We start from the raw sequence: 21,663 nt of genomic DNA, 5'->3' as shown, positions 1-21,663 counted from the left end.
TCAGCCAGTACCTCGAAGGCGGCAAGCGCATCAGCTACGGCGCCCGCGCCATCTGCAAGGGCGGCCTGAACTCGCTGCCGAAGATGGTGTTCAACGGCGGCGCGCTGATCGGCTGCGACCTGGGCACCCTGAACTTCGCCAAGATCAAGGGCAGTCACACGGCGATGAAATCCGGCATGCTCGCCGCCGACGCGGTGGCCGAGGCGCTGCTCGCCGGCAGCGAGGGCGGCGATGCGCTGAACCGCTACGTCGACGCGTTCAAGGCCAGCTGGCTGTATGACGAGTTGTACGCCAGCCGCAACTTCGGCCCGGCCATGCACAAGTTCGGGCCGATCTTCGGCGCGGCCTTCAACTACGTCGACCAGAACGGGTTCGGCGGCAAGCTGCCGTTCACCCTGCACGACACCAAGCCGGACCACGCCTGCCTGAAGCTGGCCGCCGAGGCGAAAAAGATCGACTACCCGAAACCGGACGGCAAGCTCAGCTTCGACAAGCTCAGCTCGGTATTCCTCTCCAGCACCAACCATGAAGAGGAACAACCCTGCCACCTGAAGCTGAGCGACCCGAACGTGCCGATCGCCAGCAACCTGCCGCTGTACGACGAGCCGGCCCAGCGCTACTGCCCCGCGGGCGTGTACGAAGTGGTCGCCCAGGACGACGGCGCCAAGCGCTTGCAGATCAACGCGCAGAACTGCGTGCACTGCAAGACCTGCGACATCAAGGACCCGGCCCAGAACATCACCTGGGTCACCCCGGAAGGCGCGGGTGGGCCGAACTATCCAAATATGTGAAGCCTTGCTACGCCAGTGCCGCCATTCCAGGGAACTGGCGCAGCGGCACTGGGGCCCGAGCCTGCGGGTTCAGCGTTGCCCGGAGGGGGCTTGCAGCAATGCCAGCTTGGCGCATTGCTCGCTGGTCAGCCGACTGATGATGCGGATGGCCTGGTGGATGCCGGCGGTATTGCGAAAGCTCAGGTGTGAGTTGTGCTCGCACTCCAGCATTTCGTCGTGCTGCACCAGGGCTTCGCCTAGCAGTTCGAGGGTCCAGGCGTAGTTTTGGATGGTGATGGCGCGTTCTTGGTCAGTCATGGGGCACCTGCCTTGGCGCGGGGGTTGGGCCGGATGGGGTGTGGAGGGGGTAGAAGCGTGGGGCCGGAGCAGAGCGGCGGCGGAGAACGGATGCGAGGATCCTGTAGAGCGTTGCCGTGGTCATGCATGAGTTCCTTTCGTTGTGGAACTGCCACCGCTTGCGGCCAAGCAAGTTGAGGTGGCAGCGGTACGCGGGTTGGCCGACCGGGACGAAAGGGGCCCGGCACACCCGAAGGTGTCCCGCGCACCACCGCCATAACGCGACATCGCGGGCACAAAAAAAGCGCCTGCGATGAAGATTGGGCGCTGGAGCGCCTTTCGATTCCGACCGGCCAAGGTCGCGTCGCCGATGCTTCGGCGACCTGGGGGAATTTATCTGGGTAGTGCGGGTTGTGCAAGCAGGTGGAGCTGGGTGGGATCGCTGGAGGCTGGAAGGGATTGGTTTAGGCAATGTCAGTTGAAGCACCACCCCCATCGTCGCCAAACGATGAGGGTGGCCGCTGTACGCAGGTTGGCGAACCGAGGAAAAGGAACCCGGCAGACCCGAAGGCCTCCCACGCACAGCCGCCATTGCACGGAAATGCGGACGCAAAAAAGCGCCTGCAATCGTATAGCAAAAGCCGCTTGCCCTGGAGCCAATGGCCCCGAGTTAAGGCACCACCAGCTCTATGGTTTGCGTCTCTAAAACGTTATGGCTGGCATCGGCAAGTTCCACTTTCAGCTTGTGGGTACCCGATGGCAAAGGCGAGAAGTAGAGAGGGTCTGCCGAGGCGTGTACCCAGGCCCATTGATTATCGTCGACCATGGCATGCAAGTGCCCGATGGGCGGTTGCACTTCGGTGACCGCCTCGCCATGAATTTCCGAATACACGGGAAGGATGGTCATGTTCTCGACACGGAACGGGAGGTACACGACGCCTTCCTTGAGAAAGTCGGCACGCGGGGCGGAGAGCACCAACTTCGGTTTTGGCTGGCGCTCAGCGTTGGCATCGGGGTGTTTTTCCGTGGCGCCGGCATGCGCAGCAGTATGGGTGGTATCGGCAAACGATATCGGGGACAGCGCGATACAAGACAGCGCAAGCAGGACAGCGGCCGCATTAAACCTAACGCTCATTATTAGAGTCTCGACAGAGGGATACAGAGGGCGCCGTATTGTTGGCATGCACTCAATTAACCCAGCGTTAAGCGGAGCGGTGGCGGCAACGGCACGGTACGGCTTTGCACAAAGCGGATACGGCTCTGCGCAAAGCGGATACGGCTCTGCGCAAAGCGGATAGTGCCTAGCGCCAGCCCGTCATTAGCATTGAATGTGAGCCAGTGCGCTTACGTGAAGGCGGCCCCAGCAATGCCGCGGGCGCATCACTGGGCGCACCCATAACAATAATGATTTGAGCTTGCCAGGCCATTGGGCAGGCGGGCTGGAGAGCCACTATGTCAAACGTCACGAAGCGTCTTCGCCTCGCCGCCATGGTGCAGGGCGTTGGGATAATCGCTTGCTTGGCAACGTTGATTCACCCTGAGTCTCTCGTTGCGGGCCTTTCCATCATCGGGCTGTCGCTGCTCGTTGCGGGGTGGCTGTACCACTTTGAAAAGATCGACACAGTGGAAGTACGGGTGGAAGTGCCCTACGAAGTGCGAGTGCCGAGCGCTCCTGTGGAAAACATTGCTCAGCCCAGCGAAGCGGTAGCGATCGACCCACGGCTCAGAGACGACCTGCGGCAGTTGAGCCTTGCCATTGTAGAGACCGAGCAGGATATGGGTTTCGCTAACCAACTGGCCCGTGAAGCTGGCGGTAAAGTCAGTACAAGTGCCAACAGCATTCAGGGCACAGCGGAAATCTTCAAAGCGTTCGACCAGTCCATGGCGCATTTGGCGCAAGCCTTCAACGAACTGGGTGGGCAGTCGGTGAAGATCACAGCGCTAGTCGGGAGCATTCAGGACATTGCGCGGCAGACCAACCTGCTGGCGCTGAACGCGGCCATCGAAGCCGCCCGGGCGGGGGATCATGGGCGGGGTTTTGCTGTCGTGGCGGATGAAGTGCGTAACCTCTCGAGGCGCGTGGCCGAGTCGAGTGCGCAAATTCATCAGATCGCGCAAAGCCTGGAATGTACGGCTGATGAGGCGCGGGGTGGAATTGATCAACTTAGCGTCTCTGCACGGAAGGGGTTGGCGCAATCGGATGATGCGTTGCTGGCGATGCAGGGGTTACGTGATGCGGCGGTGGCGCGGATGGAGGTTGTGGAGCGGATCATGGGGCGGCTGGTCGGGTTGCGGGAGTTGGCGGGGGGAATTCAGGGGGTGCTTCCTGGAGAGGGGGGGAGCGGTCGAGGTGGTTATTCGGGTTGATCGGGGCTTTGGCCGATTGGGGGGAGTGGAGAATTTGGGGTGATTCAGTGTTTCCAAAATGTCCCAGGTTATTGGGACTTATTGATTTCGGATGAAGGTGGTCGTGAAAAAACTGTAAGCGGACGGCAAACACACCTTGTGAGTCTTTCGTCCTCTCCGGTTTCGATGGCAGCTTGCTTCGCTTATGCTTCCCGACTCACGCGTCAGGATCGGAGTAGGTGTGACGGCATGGAAGCAGATAAAGCTTGTCCTGTAGTTCTGCGAGGCCGAGAAACGCTGGAAATCTTAGCGTTCGAGCATCCGTTAGCAGGCTTTCAGCTGGTCAAAGGCAGTGTCGAGCCAGGTGAGTCAAGCGACCTGGCTGCGGTTCGAGAGCTGAAAGAAGAAGCAGGGATTCAGTCGACAGTTGGGCGACATTTGGGGCAGCGGCGATGCATCGTAACTGGATACACATGGGCATTTTATGAATGTCATGTTGCCCAAGACCTTCCAGATACTTGGATGCATTTTGCAGAAGATGATGGAGGCCATGAATTCAGATTCTTTTGGCATCCGCTCGTGAGCGAGCCCTCTGAGAATTGGCATCAGGTTTTCAAGGATGCTTTGAGCTTTCTTCGGAAAAAACTCACTGAAGCCTAAGTGCGATTACAGCTTTTCTTGGGGTAGTCAGGACGGAACCGAGGGTGTCAGAAATTTTGTGTTCGGGCATAACATGAGTAAGAGGTGCATGTATGCCAACCAAAAAGAAACCGCTCCGATAGTTACCAAAGGTCCCGAAAGAGCTGCTTGAGCAGTTTTCCGCTGCTCCGCTGATGACCGCCGAGGCCATCGAAGAAGCCTCTGCGGCCTTCAAGAAAGCGCTGATTGAGCGAGCCCTGAACGCTGAGCTGGGCCATCACCTGGGCTATCCTCCGGGCGCGCAGCGCCCGGAGGATGAAACCAACCAGCGCAATGGCAAAAGCGGCAAGACGGTACTCACCGGTGATGGGCCGCTGCGGTTGGATATCCCGCGTGATCGTGATGGCAGCTTTTCGCCCATTCTGATCCCCAAGCATGAGCGCCGTTACACCGGTTTCGACGACAAGATCATCGCCATGTATGCCCGTGGGATGACGGTCAGAGAGATCCGGGCCTTTCTCTCCGAGCAGTATGGAACGGATGTGTCACATGACTTCATCAGCTCCGTGACCGACGAGGTCATGGAAGAGATTGGCGCCTGGCAGCAGCGCCCTTTAGAACCGATGTATCCGGTCATTTTCTTTGATGCGCTGCGAGTCAAAATCCGCGAAGAAGGCCTGGTTCGCAACAAGGCGATCTACTTGGCGCTGGGTGTTTTGCCCGATGGCACGCGCGATATTCTGGGCATCTGGATCGAGAACACCGAAGGCGCGAAGTTTTGGATGAAGGTGTTCAACGACCTCAAGACCCGGGGCGTTGAGGATGTGCTGATTGCCGTGACCGACGGCCTCAAAGGCATGCCAGAAGCGCTCAGCGCGGTATTCCCGGAAACGACACTGCAGACCTGCATCGTGCATTTGATTCGCAACAGCTTGGATTATGCGGCCTGGGACAAACGCCGAGCGCTGGCCAAGGCCCTCAAGCCGATCTATCAGGCAGTTAATGCCGAAGCCGCTGAACAGGCGCTGGATGAGTTTGAGAACGGCCCCTGGGGTAAGCAATATCCAACGGTGGTGGCGGCCTGGCGACGGGCGTGGGATCGAGTGATTCCGTTCTTTGTCTTCCCACCCGCGATCCGAAAGGTGATCTACACCACCAATGCCATCGAGAGCATCAATGCCCAGTTGCGCAAGATCATCAAGACGCGTGGCCACTTTCCGAACGATGATGCGGCGACCAAACTGATCTGGCTGGGACTGCGCAACATCACAGCGAATTGGGGCTCAGCGGCGCATGATTGGAAAAGTGCGATGAATCAATTTGCGATTTTGTACGGAGATCGATTCATCAGGCCGACCTGGTGAAATCAGGGCCTGCCTAGTGGCAGGCCGTTACCGGCCCGCACACAAAAAATCTGACAGTCCCCAGAATGCTGGTTTAGGAGCATCCACAGGTAAGCAGTGGAGCCGGATGTGGTTGCGGAGACAGGAATCGAATTAGGCACCTACAGGGCCCATACCTAAAGGGATTCTGCACCACCTGGACCTTCCCATATACCTAAACGTATACCTAAATCGCAATCTACCTAGCTACTGGCTATCAGCGCTGCTCTGCGGCGCAGTGCCGCATGAGCCCTCCGTTATCGCGACTGGACGAGGCCAACCTGACCTCATTCGTCAATCCAAAGCATCGAGCCAATCATCGAGTTCACTGGCAGGCCATACCGTCTTCGCCAAGAACACTCCAATAATATTGGCCTGCACGCCGGCGCTTTGGAGCAAATTCTTCGCCGCCTTAAATGAAGCGCCCATCGTAATCACATCATCAACGATAATGATATGCGGTTTCACAGGTACGGCTAGAAGATTAGTATCCACTGACATGAACGAACCGATTTCATCGGGTGTCAGACGACCTCCCTCATGCTGGCTGGTCCGCAAACTATTCTGCACTAGTAGTTCACGAATATCGATATTCGGGGTTAGACGGCCCATCCGCCTCAAAACCCTTGTCATACGATCATCGTAATCGGCGTGCGCTCGGGGCTTGGAGCACGGCATAGGAACAAAGGTCGAATTGCTGGCGACAACGGCCAAGTTCAATTCCGCAGCAAGGAGGTCCCCCCAGAAAACTACCGCACGGCCTTTATAGTAAAGTTCGTTATCAGAAGAGGTAGGGCGCTTTTTCAAATTTAATATTTGCTGATTACCCTGACTTACTCTAAAACCCCCTCCCGACGTATACTCTAAAAAGTGATAGCAGTTATCCCCATCATCCAAATATCGATAGGCGTCATTGTCTAATTTTATTGGCCTGGTCATCCGTGAGTATTCCAATGATGTCAGATACGTTTTGCACTCTAATCGCCCCCAGCTTCTCGAACTTGGCTGGCCAATTCAAATCGGCTTTTCTAAAACAGCTTTCAAGGATAAAAAGTTTTCTATTTTGTGCCAAAGCCGCGCGCGCCTGCACCAATGTTCCTGAAGTATTACCCGCCTCCACTATGATCGTCGCCTTCGTCAGAGCCGACATCGTCACATTTCTGGCAGGAAAAAAAAGCCTATTGGTCCTAAAGTTTTGATCCTTGTATCTCAAAAAAGGAACTTGCGAGATAAGCAAATGGTTTTTTGCGATATAATCTTGAAGTACCCTATTCTCTTTCGGATAGCAGTCATCCAAAGGTGTTCCTATAACTGCCACTGTTTTACCACCTGCTGCTATAGCAGCATTATGCGCAGCAGTATCGATACCCTTAGCGAGACCAGAGACTACCGTAAAGCCATTCTTAACCAACTTATGAGCAATTAATCCAGCATTGAACGCGCCCTCTTCGGTCGGGTTCCTTGTTCCAACAATTGCCACACAATCAGTTTCAACTAACTCCCAGTCACCAAGGTAATACAATACTTCCACTGGGTGGTCAGCATCGCGAAGCTTTTCGGGATAGTCTCCGGCACCATTAACTCGAATGCCAACCTTGGAAATGAAATCTGTCCCTATAGAAGATTTCAGGTTCTCCAAGGCCTCGTTGATACGCCCCTGATCAACTAAGTCAGACGGTATAGATCCCGGATTCTTTCTGAAAAGGTCCGCGAGATTCGCAAACCATGCCCCTTGGTTCTGCCACAAAGCCTCATACGCGCACATTTCCTCCACCGGAGAAATTGGACGCAAATTAAACAGCGTGGAATGGGCAAAATTCGTGGTCATAAATAAATTTTCTATCGCCATATGTAGCATGGGCACTCCCTCGCCAGATTCGACACTGGTCTCGGCTAACCGTCCGCTCCTGCGTTTTGGCGTTCGATTGCCTCTCTTTAGGACTGTACGCCACACCTGAGCCTGCGTCATCCTGCACATGCGACTGTAACCTACTGCAGACGGTTCCGATCACGCTACAGGTGGGGTGGCGCTTCACCCAATGACTGTGGTTGCGCTTCGGCAAGGTGTTGCGATGACAGCAACCCCTTGCCCAGGCATTTACGGGGAATCCCGTAATTACAGCCCCATCTGCCTGATGATCCTGCGCGGCTCCATTCCATCGCGCAGCGCCCTGCTAGCGTCCATGGTCATCTGATCGAGCGCCTTGCTCTCGAATGCCTCGGCCATGGCGGCGGCCTTCCTGACGATCAGTAGCGCCAGCTCAGGCGGGAAGGTGATCGGTTCCGGGTCGGGCAGGTAGTCGCAGTCGATAACGGACATGGTGCGGCCCTCGAGGTGTTGGCGCCTGATTATCTGATAACTACCCAGCATCCGGGTAGTTCACGGCAGGCAACTCGGTCACCTGCTGGGCCTGCGCCACCTGCACATTTTCGTTGCTCCTGCGCTTTCTCGTCAGACCTGCTGGCCCACCCCGGCCTGGCGAGCGTTCGCCGCCAGAGTCAGGTTGCCCAGGGTCTGCCCCTGCTCCGCTGCAAGGCCTGCGTGGTTCTCGCGGACGGCGGCGGCCATGCTTGCCCGGTTCTGTACCGCTTCGAGAGCAAGTCCACCGTGTCGATTTCCACACACTGGCGCCCATCGAGTCGATCGATATTGGTAGTTTCAACTGTGGGCCAAGCGCCCCATCAGTGTCGGATAAGGGGCTGATGCCCTAAGGCATAGAGCTGGTAGTCCGTCACTGCCTGGTATGCCGATTCAGCGAGCAGGCGCAGTCGTTCAACCTCGCCAGGTGGCGCTCCGGCGTCCTGGGCTTCGTGATAGCGACGCAGCGCGTCTATCGCCTCTTGGATCAGCGGTTCGCCGGCCTCGATCATCCCTTCTAGGGTTCTCTTCACGTGCTGCTCCTCCACAGAACCGGGAGTGTAGCTGGGTAACTTGAGGCTGAGTTGGCGTCTCAGGCCGGCACCACGCAGGCCTACCGGTTCTTCCTTGCCGAGCGCACCCGGAAACTCTTGACGGCCTCCGCTCCCACAAGTCCGCAAAGTTCAGCGCCAGCCCTTGTGCAGCAAGCCTTACAGCCGATCATGCGCAAGCGTCAGCGGCTCAATCCGTCAAGACTGGTCAAGAAGTTCCGTCAAGGGCGGGTCTAGGGTGCGGGCAATTCTGGACGGCCATTCGACGAAGACCCAGCGGCACCGGTGCGCACCGCCGATTTGACGTACTCCCCAGCCCACCTGTCCACTTGCTGGCGCCCTGAATTCGTCCAGATCCTGTCCAGAATTCGGGCCTCAGCATTAGACGGGGTTACCCGCGCCAGCCTGTCACGCATAGGCCCAGGCCCAGCCCGTCGAGCCACCAGGGCGGCTGTACCGGTCGGCCACCGTCTATCGCGGTCTAGTGCTGGTCTAGTCTCCCCTGGCGATTCTGGACAAGCCTGTGGTCTGAGTAGACCACCACCAGCATGGCAGCCCGGCCATTGCGCGCCATCCCGCCAGTACCACCACGCGAAACCCGCGTCGATCCGTCCAAAGCTGTCCAAAATCCGTCTTAGGCCTGTCAAAGGTAGGGCATGGCCAGCCCCGCTACTTTGACGGCCTCAAGCCCTGGGCAAAACCTCAGACGCCCGGCCACAGGCACTGGACCTATCAGCCTGGCCCGTGATCCGTCAAAGCGTGGTCAAAGTAGCGTCCAGCACCACCAGCAATGTGAGACGGCGCCGACCACCAGCTTTTACCGGCACGGCCTGGCATCTGGCCTCGGACGCCCGGACAATGCTGGTTCCGTCTCATGCCTGTCTCACATTCGGTAAAGGCTGGGTAAGGGAGTCGATTACTCCACAATGCGCAGAATGACTTGAACAAACTCCTGAGGCGCCTCAAGCATCATCAGATGCCCAACCCCAGGCATGATTGTGGTACTCGCCGCATGCTCCATTGCCCAGCCCGGTACGTCCCACCCTTCTCGCGATCTTTCCCCCGCTACCAGGTGTACCGGCGTCGTGGAAAATAGCGACCGCAACTCCGAAAAGTAACTATCCGCTCCGGTCTCCAGCAGAACTGACCGGGCCATGGCTTGCAGAGTGCTCGCTGGCTGATATTCAAGCCAAGAAGCCGCGGTTTCCATGGTTCGGCTAGTTGCCGCAATTCCAGCGCCCGCAAGCCACCCTGCCACATCTGTGCGAAACCCCGCTAACATGCTTTGGACCTCTTCGGCAGACATCTGCGCAACAGCCGACGACCAGAACGCATCTCTCAACGAGAAGTTACCCTCCACATTGATCACACTGGCCACCGTTGAGGGATATCGACAGGCGTACAGCATCGCCACCACCGCACCTACTGAGTGCCCGAGCAGATGCACACGATCACCAGGTGCGCTTTCCTCTAAGACCTGACGTAGGTGCTCTACCTGCGCGGGGATATCGATTCTGTCCGGCGAAACAGTGCTCAAGTGGCCATAACCGAGCATGCTCGGGGTAATGACAGAACGCGGAGCAAGACGGTCACGCAAAGCAGGATGATCCAGGTGGCCGATAAGGCCATTCACGAGAACAACGGGAACTTCCTTGTGCATAAATGCAACCCGAGATGATGGTGAGGAAACTTAATCCTGAGGGCTTTGCTCCCCGCACACCAGAGTCTGAAAATTGCATTACGGAAAACAATTGTGGCGATATGACAACGTCTCATGTAGCCAGGCAGTAATTGCGGAAATCTCCTCTATAGGATCGCGCCCTGCGCCGTGGAACCTGAGAAAACCTGAGATTTGATCGGCTGGCGCTGGGCGGCGAGCATGGTGGTTTTCATGTGGTCATTCACTGTGGCATGGGGGCACCGGACGCCTGCAATACCGTGGAAACCACAATGGAAACCTCCACCTGGAAACCATAACTTTTGATAACAGGCAGGTCGCGCAGGTCCGCACGGAAGGTTCGCGCATAGGGGGTTGCGAACCTGAGTGCGAACCACCGGTGCGAACTGGCCCAGCACCAGCGCCAGAGTGCGTACCAGCGGTGCGTACCTGGCCGCGTACCGTGACGGACTTTAGGTGCGGGGTCTAGCGATACGTGGCGGCTGATCAAATTACTGCAGATCGAGCCCTCAATAGCCGTGGCAGGAACTGCGATCTGGCATGATCTCTCCCGCATACTGCTTTTGGGCACACACCGCCACATCCACACCGTATTGCAAGGGCAGATGAACAACCTCGCCATATGCCACATCGATCGTCTTCGCGATCACTTCATGACCCTGCAATGCCTCAATGTCAGGCGGAATTTCTCGCTTGAATTGATAGCTATTACCGTTGGATGAGTAACTACGTCCCACCTGGTAGCTCAAGTTAAGGGAGACCGTTACTCCGGTTGCAGTTGAGGAAACGACTTGTGCAGTGCCATCAACAACCCCGAAGCCCAGCGCACAGGCTGTTTTCGATTGGTTGCACACACGAAGATCCATAGGCGGATAGCTGAGCTTTGTGGGTTCACTGGACGACTCTTTGACATCCAGCCGACCTCCAACCCCGTGAGCATGCTTACCAAACAGGTCAGGACCATATGCAGAGACGGTAACGACAGCCGAATCTCTCGGGATGGACTTTCCACCTGCGCAACCAGCTACAAATGCTAGAGCCAGCAAAGCGCTACAACGAATAACTACCTGCATGAAGCATGATTCCTCTTTGATGAGCACGTCGACCTTCGACACATGGCCCACCATACCGGGTATGCAGGCGGGATTCATTCCAACTCAACGTAGTTTGGGCCTGATCAGACGTTGACAAATGTTGACATGAGAACGGCCCGGCACCGCCGTCCGGGCACCCGCCCCGTTAGCAAGTACTAGTTCCTGGCCGGGGCTGCCCCTGCGCGGGAGCGGCTGCATACCCGGCTGGTTGCCAGGCGTGGTTACCAGCACTGGTTACCACCTCGCTCCCACAACCTGGGCGCCATCTCAGCGAGACAGCCAATTTGCTCCGACTCAGACGCTTTGGTCTGTCTCGCGCCACAAAACGGTGAGGTCGCATTTCGTGGCGCGGAAAGAGTCACAGGCAGTTTTTTGTCGACTCCAGCGCCGCCGCCTTGCCAGCCCCAAAGTCGAGATATGAGCGCTGATAGAACTTCACATCGCTCCCGTTGGCGGCTTTGCTGACCTGCAAAATTTCATTGGTGTTCATGTCGTTTCCGCTCAACAGCCTGTAGCCGTTCTCAGTCTCGCTCAAGGTCGCATCCGGCCTCGATTCCTGCCATTGAGGGAAAACACACAAGGCGTATTGCTTGGGAGACTTGTGGGTCTGAGCAGCATAGGTGGGGCCCTTCTGGATCAGTTCGCCAGGTGAATAACACCCGGCAATCGAAAGGGTAACGGCTGCGATTACAGCGAGGCTGGCACGGCGCATGGGGCGGTCATCCATTACGAAGAAAACTGGAAACCTACCATGCGCCTGAGCAAAGCCCAATCAGTGGCGTTGTTCGCCCAGCACCTCTCCACTCGCAGCGACGGCGAACACTTGCCGCCAGTGGCCCACCAAGTCCGATTGGGGTTTCGGAGACAGCCCAATTAGATAAGTCACGGCAGGATGATGACCGCCAATTGTTCCAAGCAGGTCGTCTGCACTCACACTGAAATCACCGCAGAAATCGGCAAAGGCCTGGCTGGCCGCGGCAACCTGGTCGAGGCAATCGGTGATCCCTCCAACGCTATCCTGTGTAGACCTACTAGCGAAGTTCAGTGCTAGCCCGCGCATGTCGCATTCGAACAGCTGGGCTACACGACACAGCATCCTTGTCGTATTGAGAAACTCCAAGCTTGCGACCTCCACATGCTCGGTGGGGCAGCTGTCTACCAATTGGCGGACCTGAGCATAATCTTTTTGAGCTATTGCCTTGATTGTGAGGCTGATCCTTTCATGCACGTTCACGCCTTGTCCTCCGCATAGATCGAAGCAGAAATAATCGCCCCGCCCCACCGGCGCTTGCCGATGCAGATCGGCACGGGGTTGCCGCTCGCCACAGTATTCCTGGCGCCGCCGAATGCGTAACTAGGAAGGTTCTCCGGCGCTCCGCTCTGAGAGAGACCACCAGCCTGTGGGCTAAGCATCTGGATTACGCCTCCAGCGGTATTTGCAATACCGGCCCCCATGACAGCCGTTGCGGCCGCCCCCGCGGTCATGAACGAAGCTACGACGATCAACGCTACACCTATCACTGTCTGCAGAAGACCTGCGCGCTTGCTCCCATGGACCACAGGTACGAATCGCAGCTCCTGAGCTCCGCCAATGCCAAGTTCCTCCTCACCGATGTTTCTACCGTTTTTGAAAACCGCGAAACGCAACCCTCGGCTTTCAGCATCGGCAACGTCCTGGGCAAAGCCCGGATAGTTCACGTCGATCGCTTTGACTGCCTCCCTAGGGTCTCCCCGGTCCAACAGAAAACTTTGCTCCTTGAAATATTTTTCCCGCAGGAAGCCCCCGAGACGCACCGTCGTCCTAGGGGTGTAGTGAGCTGCTGTAGCTGCCATGAGTGAACTCCTTGATGCGCCGCTGGCGCCTGTAAATGGGCTATGCCCGTTGGTGTGATTGATCAGGCCGGTCACCCGATGAGGTTGCAAAGAATTGCCTCCGACTCCGGCATGTCGTCGCGCTGGCTGGTGATCAGGTAGCGGAACACGGCCAGCGCCTCGGTCTTGTCGCGGGGGCGGATCTGCGCCAGCAGGCCGAACACGAACCAGTCCCGCGCCGTCGCGTCGGGCGGCCCGTCGCTGGCGTCTCGGTCTACAGCGTTGCGTAGCCGGTAGAGCTGGTCCCAGTAGCTCAGCTCGTACAGGCAGTCCGCCAGGGTGTGCGGCAGCAACTCAGGGTGGGCGTTGAACCGAGCAGCTACCTGGTCCTTGTCGAAGTCACCGAATTGGCCGGTAGCCCGCAGCCCGCGCAGCGCATCGATACAGAACGATTCCGCATCGGTGTCGGCCAGCAAGGCATCACCGAAGCGCGCAGCACCTTCCAGTCTCAGCCGGTGCTGCTCGATGGCACGAGTGGCCAGCGCATCCAGGTCAGCGAAGCCGAACGAAGACATGGCGGCGAACGGGTGGCCGGGGTTGGTGGCCACCAGGTAATCCCGGTACCGCTTCTCCAGCGCATCGAGCGGCGTCTTGATCTTCTTGGCGCCCTCCATGGCACGCTCAATCAGAGCGCTCTGACCGGTGCTGATGATCGAGCGCAGCCAGAGCACCGCATCCACTTCCTTGTCGCCGGTGACGACCTCCTGGGGCGGCAGCTCCGGCACGCTCGGTAGGGTCTCGGTGCTGGCGCTGATCCGCGGCAGGGTGAACATGGCGCGGTGCTGCTCGTTATCGCGGAATGCCCCGGAGCGTGAAACCAGGGTCTTCACCGTTCCCAGCGGCAGGCCGGTGATTTCGGCCACCTCACGCAGCGAATGACGGCGGCGCAGGTCCAGCACCAGGCGCCGTTGCTCGTGTGAAACCCGGCGTCTCATCTTTTCGGCTGAATCAGCCTGTTTCAGCATGACCATGGCTCACACCACCCTCAGTTTCGGTGGCAGCTTCGGCCCGAATGGCGCCCCAGGCGCGAAGGGGTCAGGCAACACGCCATCCGGGCAATCCCTGATGAAGTCCGCCATGGCCGTGTAGCAGGCGTTGAACAGCGGCGCGTCATTCCACTCCTGTGCCCGGCGTTCTGCGCTGTCCTCCAGCGCATGGGTGAACACCAGGCATTCCAAGCTGGTGGAGCCATCCCGCCTGGCTTGTTCGCGCTCCACGGTGTTCACGTTCAGCAGGTCGCACAGGCGGTCGAACCCCAGGGCGCGGGCCAGCCCGTCATGGTCGAGCAACAGCGATTGGCCGAACCCAGCCAGCGCAACCAGCGCCTTGGCGCGCTCAATCGATCGGTGCGTCTGCTCCTGCTCTTCCAGATCGGCAATGGCCTGTCGGGTGAACGGCAGGAACGCTTTCAGCCTGCCCGCCTGGCGGCGCATGGCACGTCGCTCAGCGTGGATCGCATCGAGGTTGCGGCTGATGTTGCGGCAGATGCGTCGGGTGGTGATGAGCTGCGTGCTGGCGCTGATACCGGGTTTCATGGCGATATCGCACAGGCGCATGGTCGGTGTTGGCGTCATGGGCGGGCCTCCATGGGCGTGTTGTCGTAGGTGGCGCGCAACTCGGTACCGATCAGGCAATGGCGGCCAGCAGGCGCATAGCAGCCCCGGCAGGTCATCACATGGCTGATGTACTGGTCGCGGGCCTGGCGCCATTCATGTGTGGCATTGGCGGCGTTGGCGTAAGGGCTGGATGGCAACTGGGCAGGCTCAACCAGCACCAGGCGCGGACGATCCGGGACGCGTTTCGCCATGGGTGATTTGCCAGCGCCAGCAACGTTCGGCGGCATGTGATTGAGCAGGTCGGAAAGCAGACTCACGGCGTCACCTCGCCCGGATTTCCATAAAGCCCAAATGTGTCTGTGAAAAAAAATCGGGGGAACGGGGGAACGCGGGGAACACCCAGTGTTTCCGGGGCCTCCAGCGGGGGTACGTGTTCCCCACCCGAAAAACGGGGGAACAGTGATAACCAAACATCAGGAAAGGCACAGGCGCTTATATTCAAAACCATGTTTGTGTTCCCCCTGTTCCCCAACACTTCAATAAGGGGGAACGGCTACAGGCCGCGTATTTGCTGGCTGTTCCCCCGTTCCCCCTGTTCCCCACGTTTTTAGGTTCCTGTGGATTCGGGCATTGGCGCTGGATGGTGATGGCGGTCATAGGCCACCGCCTTCGCTATCCATGGCGTCGGGATCGATCACATACAGGCGGGCAGACCCACCAGCAGGCAGGCGGTATTTCTTGGTCCTGCGGCTGTCCCGATCCGTGTCGTGCTTGGCGAGAGCGCCAGCGCCTTCCAGCGCCCTCACGACACGCGCCAGCCCGTGCCCATGAGCGGCCTCAGTCAGTGCGGACTTGTTGAACAGGTACAGGCGCTTGGCGCCCACCACCTCCCAGTACCCGGCGCGGTTGAACACCTTGGTGTCCGGCGTCTGGTCTTCTACGTCCGAAAACCGGCTGCTGCCGTGCTTGTCGATGAAGTCGAGGATGCCGGCCAGGATCTGGCGGTCTTCGGCATTGCCACCGCCCACCCGGCTCAGCCACTCGCCATACAGCAACTGGCAGTCGGCTAGGGCGGTGCCCGGCGCCCAGGGCAGCAGGCCGTAGGCAATGGCCATTTCGCCCGCCAGCGCGATCACCGCGAATCGATCGGCCACCCGCCCGGCCTGGGCGTTGTCCTCGACGAATTGAGCGCGGATACCGGCGAAGTCCTCGAGCAGGCCGGGGCGGTCATCGCTGGCCAACAGCCTCTCCACGAATGCCGGCCCGATGTGCCCGTGGTTCGCTCCTACGGCCACTGTGAGCTGGCGGTGGAAGTCAGCGCCCTCCAGGCCGTGCAATTCATCGAAGGCGCGGTGCGTGCGGGTACCGGCGTTCACGTCGACCATGCGCAGCTCGGCGCCAGCATGGGCAGCATTGCCGCTGATGGCCGCGTGCTCGGATAGGGAGCGCTCACCGCTGGACAGCGCCAGCAGGCGCCAGCTCAGTTTGCCGCGGGCCTCCCGGTCACGGGTCATGGTGCCCTTGCCCTGGCCGTTGGCGAGCGAGTAGGCCATTTCCTGTACGCGCTTGGGATCGGCCCGCTTGATCTCGTCCAGGGGCAGCATGGTGTCGTTACGGCTGGACGCCTCGATCTCCAAGCCGCCCTTGGTCATGTCCCACGATGCGGCGAAGATGCCTGGGTCGCCCCATACGGACGAGCCGATCAGTTGCGCCAGCGACTTGCCGCTGGAGCTGTCGCCCACCAGGTGAACACCGCCACCCAACACACCCACCAGGCTCAGCAGCGGACCAGCCAGGGCGCAGCCGATCGCCAGGGTGAGTACCGGATTGCCCTCGCACTTGGCCGCCACCTCGGCCTTCCAGCCCTCCAGACTGCCGCGCACGCTGAACAGATTCTGTCCCTTGGCGCTGGCCTGATAGCGCACCTTGTCGCTGCCAATGGTGCGCCCGGGCAGCACAAAGGCGCCCGACTCATGCCAACCAGGTCGGCAGGTGGTGGCGAACACCTCTGCAGGCCGCTGCTCCAGCAGATACTCCATGAACTGGCCGCGCTTCTTCAGGGCGATGATGACGCCCATGCCGAACAGCGTCCGTCTGGCGTCCTCGCCACTCCCGCCGAACACCTCCATAGGAATGATCCAATCCTTGGGGCCGCTGTCGGTGAGCAGCCGCAGATATCGGCCTTCGCTGCCGTCATCGCTGTTGGTGGTGCGGGCGGCGACGGTCACGGGCGTGGCGATCCACTCATCAGTGATCGGGCGGTCGCCCTTATCGTCGTCGCTGTCGTCTTCGCCGGCGCTGCGCTTGAAGCCATGCCAGTACACGCCGGGTTTGAGCCTGCGGCCCCTCTCATTGGTTACCCAGTGCTCGTACACGCCCCAGCACGGGCGATCAGGCTCGACCTTTGGCGCTTCGGGGCGCAGGTTGATGACATTGGTATCAGGCGGGCGCATGGCGGCACCTCCAAGCAGCTAGGTCGTTGAAGTCGGTAAGGGTCAGCGGCGCATCGGCTGGCCACTCGGGGAGAGTCACCAGGCCGCCACACGCGGCAGCGGCCTCATGGGCGGCGGTGCGTCCAGGGTTGCCCTTGCCCTCGGCCTCGGTCTGGCGGTCGTCGTCGCCGGCGATGATGATTTCGATGCCTGGATAGTCAGCCCGTAGCGCCAGCGCCACCGCCTTCAGGTTCCCGGCGTTCATCGCGCAGGCGATCGTGTAGCCGCTTGCGTGGAGCGTGGCGCCCGTAGCCCAGCCTTCGCAGATGCACAGCGGCTTGCCCGGTGTGATGCGCCCCAGTGGCGAATAGGCGCCTTTGATCCGGCCGCCATACAGGAAGCGCTTGTCGCCGTCCGGGGCGATCCGTTGCAGGTTCACCAGCACACCACAGGCATACAGCGGGATCAGCAGGTCGTCGCCACGCTGGCGCAGGCCGTGGGCACGAATGCCCTTGGCGACCAGGTAGGGGTGGGCCGGGTCAGCACGGCGCGCATCACGCCACCACCGCTGCGCCAGGCCGGCCGCTCTGAGTTGGCGCCGCTGCCGTTCGGTCTCCCGCTGGCGCCGGGCCTGCTCGATGCGCTGGCGCACCTGCTCGGCTTCGCGGGCGTCGCCCGGCTCACGGCTACACCAGGTGTTGGTGCCGCCCGTCTTCCAGCTCCCGAACGCGCCCGAGGCAATGCCATCAGCAAACAGGCAGTACCAGCCATTGAGCGTGCCGGGCTTGTCGCCAGGAACGTGAAAGCGGTGAATGTCGCCATCGTCCAGGGGGAGCCAGTCGAGCAGCCCATAGGCCGACTGGAGCACCTCACGGAAAAGGATCGTCGCGTCGGTCATGCTGCCCCCTTCGGCGGCGTGAAGCACTTGGCCAGCCGTTCCAGTTGATTGGTCAGACGCTCCAGCTCAGGGCAGTGACGGCCCGCGTCACCCTCGGCAATGCGCAGCTCCAGGAAGCCCACCAGCGTTTCCACCAGCAGGGCATAGCTGGCGCTGTCGATGTAGGCGCCAGCAGTCGGTGGACCACCGGCGCCCTTGCGGCGAATGGGCGTGACCTTACTCATGGTCTACCCCCTGGCGATCAGCGCCAGCAAAGGCCCGGCAAACCTGGCCGTTGTTCACCGCGTGCCAGTAGGTCAGATCGTCCAACGACTCGACGAGGCAGGCCGTCACCACCGCATCAGGACTACGCAAAACTACGCGCCCACACTCGGCGTCGGCCTGGCTCAGGAACGGCCCCAACAAGGCCCGATCGGCCTTCGGGTGGCTCACGTAAAACAGCTCGGTGGCTTTCTTCGGGCAAGCCGATCCCGTCAGCGCAGCGATGCGCTGTTGAAAACTGGTCATGTTTAACCCCTCAGTCTGGAGTCGCGGCGATGAACGCGGCGCTGGTTTCGGGTGTGCTCTATCAACGCCGGCGAGACATGCGGCCCGACGAATGCCGCCAGCTCCTCGGTCTTCAGCATTGAAGTCGGTACATAGGAGTACTGGCCGGCCGGCAACGCCCTGGGCATCCTGCGCTTGCGAGGGAAGTGCCTTTGCAGCAGCGCGAGATCATTGGCCATGACCTCCTGCATACGCTTACCCGTCTCGCTCAGCGGCAGCGGCTCGCCAGGGCGCACCTGCTCCCAGGCGTAACGGTCTGCCAGCATCTCGTTCACGCGGTAAATCACCTTGCGGCACTGGTCACTCGTCTCTTGATCGGGTGCGAGGATTAAGTCCCAAAGCGAGAAGTTGTCGAGGTGATGGCCGATCTCGTGGTGCAAGATGAACGGATAAACCTCACGGTCATCCAGCGCTGACCAGTCGATTTCCGGGCGAACACCGTTGCGGAAGCGACCTGCGTTGATGCTTGTAGCCAGCTTGATAGCAACCCGCTCGTCGCACTGGATTTGAGCGCTCGATGCGTCACGCACGATAGGCTGCGCCCAGCAGCTGTATTCGCCCCAGATTCCGCCAAGCTCGGTGAAGGTAGCGATCGTCAAACCCAGGCCGCTCTCCTTGGCCAGTTCGGCGAAACCACGGTATTGAGCGCGGGTGATGCGCAGGGTGGTATCGGTCTTCACAGATCACCCCCTTGGTCAGCGATTACGCCGCCCAGCATTTCAGCCCAGGCCATAGCGGTGTGCTGCGCCATCACCGCGGTGACGCGGGCAACGATGACTGGGGTGGCAGGCGAGGCGATCACAGCCAGGGCCATGCTCAGCAGCACAAGGATGCCTTGCACGTCGCGCAGATCGTCCTGGATACCGTCCGGCATCTGGATAACGGAAGTCATACAAGACCTCCGTTAGCAGTAGGCCGGCCAACTACACCGTGCGAGGCGCCGAGGTGACGATGGCGCCAGCAATAATTGCCGCTGAAGGACTGGATCTGCTCAAGGTGCCGGGCAATGTCGCAAGCCAATTCGTTTTCATACCCACCCATCGCAGGGATCACGAGCGTCAGCAGGATCCTCTCCAGCTTCTGGTGCTCTTCGCGGGCGAAATTCATGTAGCACATCTCGCGAGCATCCAGCACCGCCTCAGACAGAACCTCACCGTCAAGAGCCGCCACTGCCGGGAAGTAAGTCATTGGGCACCTCCGACTTGGGATGCGGCCTTGAAATGCTCCACCAGCGCAGCGCCTGGGCGCGGCTGGCGCTGGCATTTCTCCAGCGCGGCGGAGACTTCATCCGAGACGCGCAAGGCATGATCCAGGCCCGCCAAAGAACCGCGGCAACGTCCTTGGATGCTGATTGATGCGGACGGGAAATCAGCGCCCACGATGGCCGCGATATCCGTAGCAATGCCGCACCCGATCACCGGGGGAATGCGGAACACCTCTTGGCCTGGCATGGTGACCACGACCTGAGATTGGATGAAGCCCTGTACCGCTTCGGCGTTGCGTTGAGCCGGAGTCATTGGGCACCGCCTTGCCCTTCCAGGGCGCGGGCGATCTCGGCGTGATGGTTGTAACGGGCGAGGCGGACAGACAGGGAAGAGTTTGCACGAAGTGCGGCCAGGGCGAAGCGCCGATGGGCGTATGCGCGGATTTTGGACGGATTGAGGGCGTGCATGGGTCGAGCTCCTTGATTTGAGGAGCTGCCACTGATCGTCGCCAAACGATTTAGGGTGGCAGCTGTACGCAGGTTGGCGAACCGGGAATCAAGGAACCCGGCAGACCCGAAGGTCTCCCGCGCACAGCCGCCATAACACGGGACTGCGGGCACAAAAAAAGCGCCTGCAATCGTGATGGGGGCGCCTATGCGCCTTGATTTCGTCGGGTCGCCAAACCCGACCACGGGATTTACCGTGGATTTGGGCGAACCATACCGAGCATCACGATTGCCTGCAACCAGAAATATCGACCGTTCATCGCCGGTCTTGAGCGCCAGCATCATGCGACATCCCTCCCGAGGTGCTTTGCACGCAGGCTCTGGATGTAGCGCAACAGGGCCTTTTTGCGGGCGTCGAAGTCCTTCCCCTGGCCAATCAGCAGCACGTCGCGGATCTCGATGAGAGAAACCAGCAGCAACTCCTGGGCGCTGAGCTGATCACGATCCCGGCCGGCGAACTGTCCGGTGATCACGTGGTTGATCAACCGAGCTTCGTTGATGAAGTGGTGGCGCTGGGGCGCCTTGCCGCGCTCCTCGCAGGCGATAGCGAGGGCATCGCACAGACCGCGATAGCCGACAGCAGATTGCAGGCGGGCCTGCTGCCAGCTGCCTTGCTCACCGCGTAGCAGGGCGTCGATTTGCTCGTCGCACCAGATTTCAAAGTCCACGGAAAGCCAGCGGGCGAACTTCACCGCCAACTTCGGGTGCAGCCACGTACCGCCACCACGATCCGCACGAGCACGGCTGGTTTTTACATACGGGATTTCCCCGTATCTACGTTGCAACCCTTCAAGGTAACGCTCGGTATCTGGCAGTCGCAGCCATTCGTGAGGCTCCTTGCCGAAGCGGGCAGCGGCCTCAGTGGCATGAATCCAGCCGTCAGCATTGAAGCGCACGACCTGGCCATCGTAGTCGAAGGGAATGATCTTGGCCGTCATACCGCCACCTTCTGCGCCTGGCTGGCGCTCAGGAAGTAGGTGGCCACCTTCCGGTGCTCGCGGCCTTGGTCGTCCTTGAGCGTGCCCAGGTGGGTGACGATGTGATGGCCCAGGTCCCGCAGCTCAGAGATGCGTGCACCGGGGCGCAAGATGTTCAGCAGCGTAATCGCCTGGAAAGTGTTGATCGAACCATGCTGGCGCAGATGTGCAAGAAGACGACTACGTTGCGCGCTGCCGCTGGTATCATGGACCTGCATATCTTTGGGGCTGGCCTGTTGGTCGGCCTTTCTTTTGCTCATTAGGCAGCCACCTCGCGCAATGCGATGCGCTGGCGCACCCAGGCCTGAACCTCCGCGAGCACCCAACCAACCGGAGCGCCCCGAGATTTGCTGTTGCTCAGCGGCACGGGCCTGGGAAAGGTAGGGTCATCTTTGAGACGCTTATAAACAGTCGGACGCGCTAATCCGGTCATAGCCTCAACATCAGGCATCCTGATGAGAGTATCCGCAGGGCTGAGCTCCAGACCAGAGCTAGTTGCAAAAACAGGCGTGGCGTTCATTGTGACTCCCGATACTGGTTTAGACGGGAGTCAGC

Annotated in this window: 29 protein-coding genes and 1 pseudogene; 4 read left to right on the top strand and 26 right to left on the bottom strand. The window is 59.8% G+C overall.

Going from position 1 to position 21,663, the window contains the following annotated elements; genetic code table 11:
* A partial coding sequence (locus tag P0Y43_RS00610; RefSeq protein ID WP_275635359.1) for an electron transfer flavoprotein-ubiquinone oxidoreductase occupies positions 1-791 on the top strand: 791 nt, incomplete at its 5' end.
* Between the two features lie 69 nt (positions 792-860).
* Here P0Y43_RS00610 and P0Y43_RS00605 read toward each other — a convergent pair.
* On the bottom strand, positions 861-1,088 hold the full coding sequence (locus P0Y43_RS00605; RefSeq protein ID WP_275635358.1) for a hypothetical protein: 228 nt from the start codon (positions 1,086-1,088) through the stop codon (positions 861-863).
* A gap of 649 nt (positions 1,089-1,737) precedes the next feature.
* The gene (locus P0Y43_RS00600; protein WP_275635357.1) at positions 1,738-2,202 is read right to left on the bottom strand and encodes a DUF6130 family protein; all 465 of its coding nucleotides are present in this window, start codon (positions 2,200-2,202) and stop codon (positions 1,738-1,740) included.
* Positions 2,203-2,987: 785 nt separating this feature from the next.
* Between P0Y43_RS00600 and P0Y43_RS26965 the strand changes: the two are divergent.
* From P0Y43_RS26965 to P0Y43_RS00585, 3 genes and pseudogenes are all read left to right on the top strand, one after another.
* Positions 2,988-3,434, top strand: a pseudogene (locus P0Y43_RS26965) (methyl-accepting chemotaxis protein); the annotation flags it as partial.
* A 228-nt stretch (positions 3,435-3,662) separates the two neighbouring features.
* A complete protein-coding gene (locus P0Y43_RS00590; protein WP_275635355.1) occupies positions 3,663-4,073 on the top strand; it encodes an NUDIX hydrolase in 411 nt (136 codons plus the stop codon).
* 143 nt (positions 4,074-4,216) lie between these two features.
* The gene (locus tag P0Y43_RS00585; protein ID WP_430540206.1) at positions 4,217-5,416 is read left to right on the top strand and encodes an IS256 family transposase; all 1,200 of its coding nucleotides are present in this window, start codon (positions 4,217-4,219) and stop codon (positions 5,414-5,416) included.
* Between the two features lie 312 nt (positions 5,417-5,728).
* Here P0Y43_RS00585 and P0Y43_RS00580 read toward each other — a convergent pair whose 3' ends face one another.
* From P0Y43_RS00580 to P0Y43_RS00465, 24 genes are all read right to left on the bottom strand, one after another.
* A complete protein-coding gene (locus P0Y43_RS00580; protein WP_275635353.1) occupies positions 5,729-6,373 on the bottom strand; it encodes a hypothetical protein in 645 nt (214 codons plus the stop codon).
* Complete coding sequence (locus tag P0Y43_RS00575) at positions 6,345-7,292, bottom strand: DNA-processing protein DprA (protein WP_275635352.1); 948 nt, start codon at positions 7,290-7,292, stop codon at positions 6,345-6,347. The genes P0Y43_RS00580 and P0Y43_RS00575 overlap by 29 nt, the downstream gene beginning before the upstream one ends.
* A 258-nt stretch (positions 7,293-7,550) precedes the next feature.
* Entirely contained in the window at positions 7,551-7,754 is a 204-nt protein-coding gene (locus tag P0Y43_RS00570) for a hypothetical protein (RefSeq protein ID WP_102081639.1), read from the bottom strand.
* A 362-nt stretch (positions 7,755-8,116) separates the two neighbouring features.
* Complete coding sequence (locus P0Y43_RS00565; protein ID WP_275635361.1) at positions 8,117-8,305, bottom strand: hypothetical protein; 189 nt, start codon at positions 8,303-8,305, stop codon at positions 8,117-8,119.
* A gap of 955 nt (positions 8,306-9,260) precedes the next feature.
* On the bottom strand, positions 9,261-10,004 hold the full coding sequence (locus P0Y43_RS00560) for an alpha/beta fold hydrolase (RefSeq protein ID WP_275635351.1): 744 nt from the start codon (positions 10,002-10,004) through the stop codon (positions 9,261-9,263).
* 527 nt (positions 10,005-10,531) lie between these two features.
* A complete protein-coding gene (locus tag P0Y43_RS00555) occupies positions 10,532-11,137 on the bottom strand; it encodes a hypothetical protein (RefSeq protein ID WP_275635350.1) in 606 nt (201 codons plus the stop codon).
* 337 nt (positions 11,138-11,474) lie between these two features.
* Positions 11,475-11,828 (bottom strand): hypothetical protein, encoded by a 354-nt coding sequence (locus tag P0Y43_RS00550; protein WP_275635349.1) that lies wholly within the window; start codon positions 11,826-11,828, stop codon positions 11,475-11,477.
* 60 nt (positions 11,829-11,888) lie between these two features.
* Positions 11,889-12,350, bottom strand: a complete 462-nt coding sequence (locus P0Y43_RS00545; RefSeq protein ID WP_275635348.1) for a hypothetical protein — start codon at positions 12,348-12,350, stop codon at positions 11,889-11,891.
* The gene (locus tag P0Y43_RS00540; RefSeq protein ID WP_275635347.1) at positions 12,347-12,949 is read right to left on the bottom strand and encodes a tail assembly protein; all 603 of its coding nucleotides are present in this window, start codon (positions 12,947-12,949) and stop codon (positions 12,347-12,349) included. Before P0Y43_RS00540 ends, P0Y43_RS00545 begins: the two co-directional genes overlap by 4 nt.
* Before the next feature lie 71 nt (positions 12,950-13,020).
* The gene (locus tag P0Y43_RS00535; RefSeq protein ID WP_275635346.1) at positions 13,021-13,923 is read right to left on the bottom strand and encodes a hypothetical protein; all 903 of its coding nucleotides are present in this window, start codon (positions 13,921-13,923) and stop codon (positions 13,021-13,023) included.
* Between the two features lie 39 nt (positions 13,924-13,962).
* Positions 13,963-14,562, bottom strand: coding sequence for a hypothetical protein (locus P0Y43_RS00530; protein ID WP_275635345.1), 600 nt, complete (start codon positions 14,560-14,562; stop codon positions 13,963-13,965).
* Positions 14,559-14,795: a hypothetical protein gene (locus P0Y43_RS00525; RefSeq protein ID WP_345774549.1), complete on the bottom strand. Its 237-nt coding sequence runs from the start codon at positions 14,793-14,795 to the stop codon at positions 14,559-14,561. Before P0Y43_RS00525 ends, P0Y43_RS00530 begins: the two co-directional genes overlap by 4 nt.
* A gap of 402 nt (positions 14,796-15,197) precedes the next feature.
* Positions 15,198-16,997 carry a DUF927 domain-containing protein gene (locus P0Y43_RS00520; protein WP_275635343.1) on the bottom strand — a complete coding sequence of 600 codons (1,800 nt, stop codon included), beginning with the start codon at positions 16,995-16,997 and terminating at the stop codon, positions 15,198-15,200.
* Positions 16,984-17,874: a toprim domain-containing protein gene (locus P0Y43_RS00515; RefSeq protein ID WP_275635342.1), complete on the bottom strand. Its 891-nt coding sequence runs from the start codon at positions 17,872-17,874 to the stop codon at positions 16,984-16,986. The genes P0Y43_RS00520 and P0Y43_RS00515 overlap by 14 nt, the downstream gene beginning before the upstream one ends.
* Positions 17,871-18,098: a hypothetical protein gene (locus P0Y43_RS00510; RefSeq protein WP_275635341.1), complete on the bottom strand. Its 228-nt coding sequence runs from the start codon at positions 18,096-18,098 to the stop codon at positions 17,871-17,873. Before P0Y43_RS00510 ends, P0Y43_RS00515 begins: the two co-directional genes overlap by 4 nt.
* Positions 18,091-18,381 (bottom strand): hypothetical protein, encoded by a 291-nt coding sequence (locus P0Y43_RS00505; protein WP_275635340.1) that lies wholly within the window; start codon positions 18,379-18,381, stop codon positions 18,091-18,093. Before P0Y43_RS00505 ends, P0Y43_RS00510 begins: the two co-directional genes overlap by 8 nt.
* A gap of 2 nt (positions 18,382-18,383) precedes the next feature.
* Positions 18,384-19,100, bottom strand: a complete 717-nt coding sequence (locus P0Y43_RS00500) for a hypothetical protein (RefSeq protein ID WP_275635339.1) — start codon at positions 19,098-19,100, stop codon at positions 18,384-18,386.
* Complete coding sequence (locus P0Y43_RS00495; protein WP_275635338.1) at positions 19,097-19,312, bottom strand: hypothetical protein; 216 nt, start codon at positions 19,310-19,312, stop codon at positions 19,097-19,099. The genes P0Y43_RS00500 and P0Y43_RS00495 overlap by 4 nt, the downstream gene beginning before the upstream one ends.
* Positions 19,309-19,608, bottom strand: a complete 300-nt coding sequence (locus tag P0Y43_RS00490) for a hypothetical protein (protein WP_275635337.1) — start codon at positions 19,606-19,608, stop codon at positions 19,309-19,311. Before P0Y43_RS00490 ends, P0Y43_RS00495 begins: the two co-directional genes overlap by 4 nt.
* Positions 19,605-19,937, bottom strand: coding sequence for a hypothetical protein (locus tag P0Y43_RS00485; RefSeq protein WP_275635336.1), 333 nt, complete (start codon positions 19,935-19,937; stop codon positions 19,605-19,607). The genes P0Y43_RS00490 and P0Y43_RS00485 overlap by 4 nt, the downstream gene beginning before the upstream one ends.
* Entirely contained in the window at positions 19,934-20,416 is a 483-nt protein-coding gene (locus tag P0Y43_RS00480) for a hypothetical protein (RefSeq protein WP_275635362.1), read from the bottom strand. Before P0Y43_RS00480 ends, P0Y43_RS00485 begins: the two co-directional genes overlap by 4 nt.
* On the bottom strand, positions 20,413-21,069 hold the full coding sequence (locus P0Y43_RS00475) for a KilA-N domain-containing protein (RefSeq protein ID WP_275635335.1): 657 nt from the start codon (positions 21,067-21,069) through the stop codon (positions 20,413-20,415). Before P0Y43_RS00475 ends, P0Y43_RS00480 begins: the two co-directional genes overlap by 4 nt.
* Positions 21,066-21,368 carry a helix-turn-helix domain-containing protein gene (locus P0Y43_RS00470; RefSeq protein WP_275635334.1) on the bottom strand — a complete coding sequence of 101 codons (303 nt, stop codon included), beginning with the start codon at positions 21,366-21,368 and terminating at the stop codon, positions 21,066-21,068. The genes P0Y43_RS00475 and P0Y43_RS00470 overlap by 4 nt, the downstream gene beginning before the upstream one ends.
* Positions 21,368-21,628 (bottom strand): helix-turn-helix transcriptional regulator, encoded by a 261-nt coding sequence (locus P0Y43_RS00465; protein ID WP_275635333.1) that lies wholly within the window; start codon positions 21,626-21,628, stop codon positions 21,368-21,370. The genes P0Y43_RS00470 and P0Y43_RS00465 overlap by 1 nt, the downstream gene beginning before the upstream one ends.
* Positions 21,629-21,663: the final 35 nt, after the last annotated feature.

Origin of the sequence: Pseudomonas entomophila (genome assembly GCF_029193575.1) — a bacterium.
GTDB classification, from domain to species: Bacteria; Pseudomonadota; Gammaproteobacteria; order Pseudomonadales; family Pseudomonadaceae; genus Aquipseudomonas; species Aquipseudomonas entomophila_G.
The sequence above is the reverse complement of the archived record's forward strand: the minus strand, read 5'-3'. Positions and strand labels throughout refer to the sequence as shown.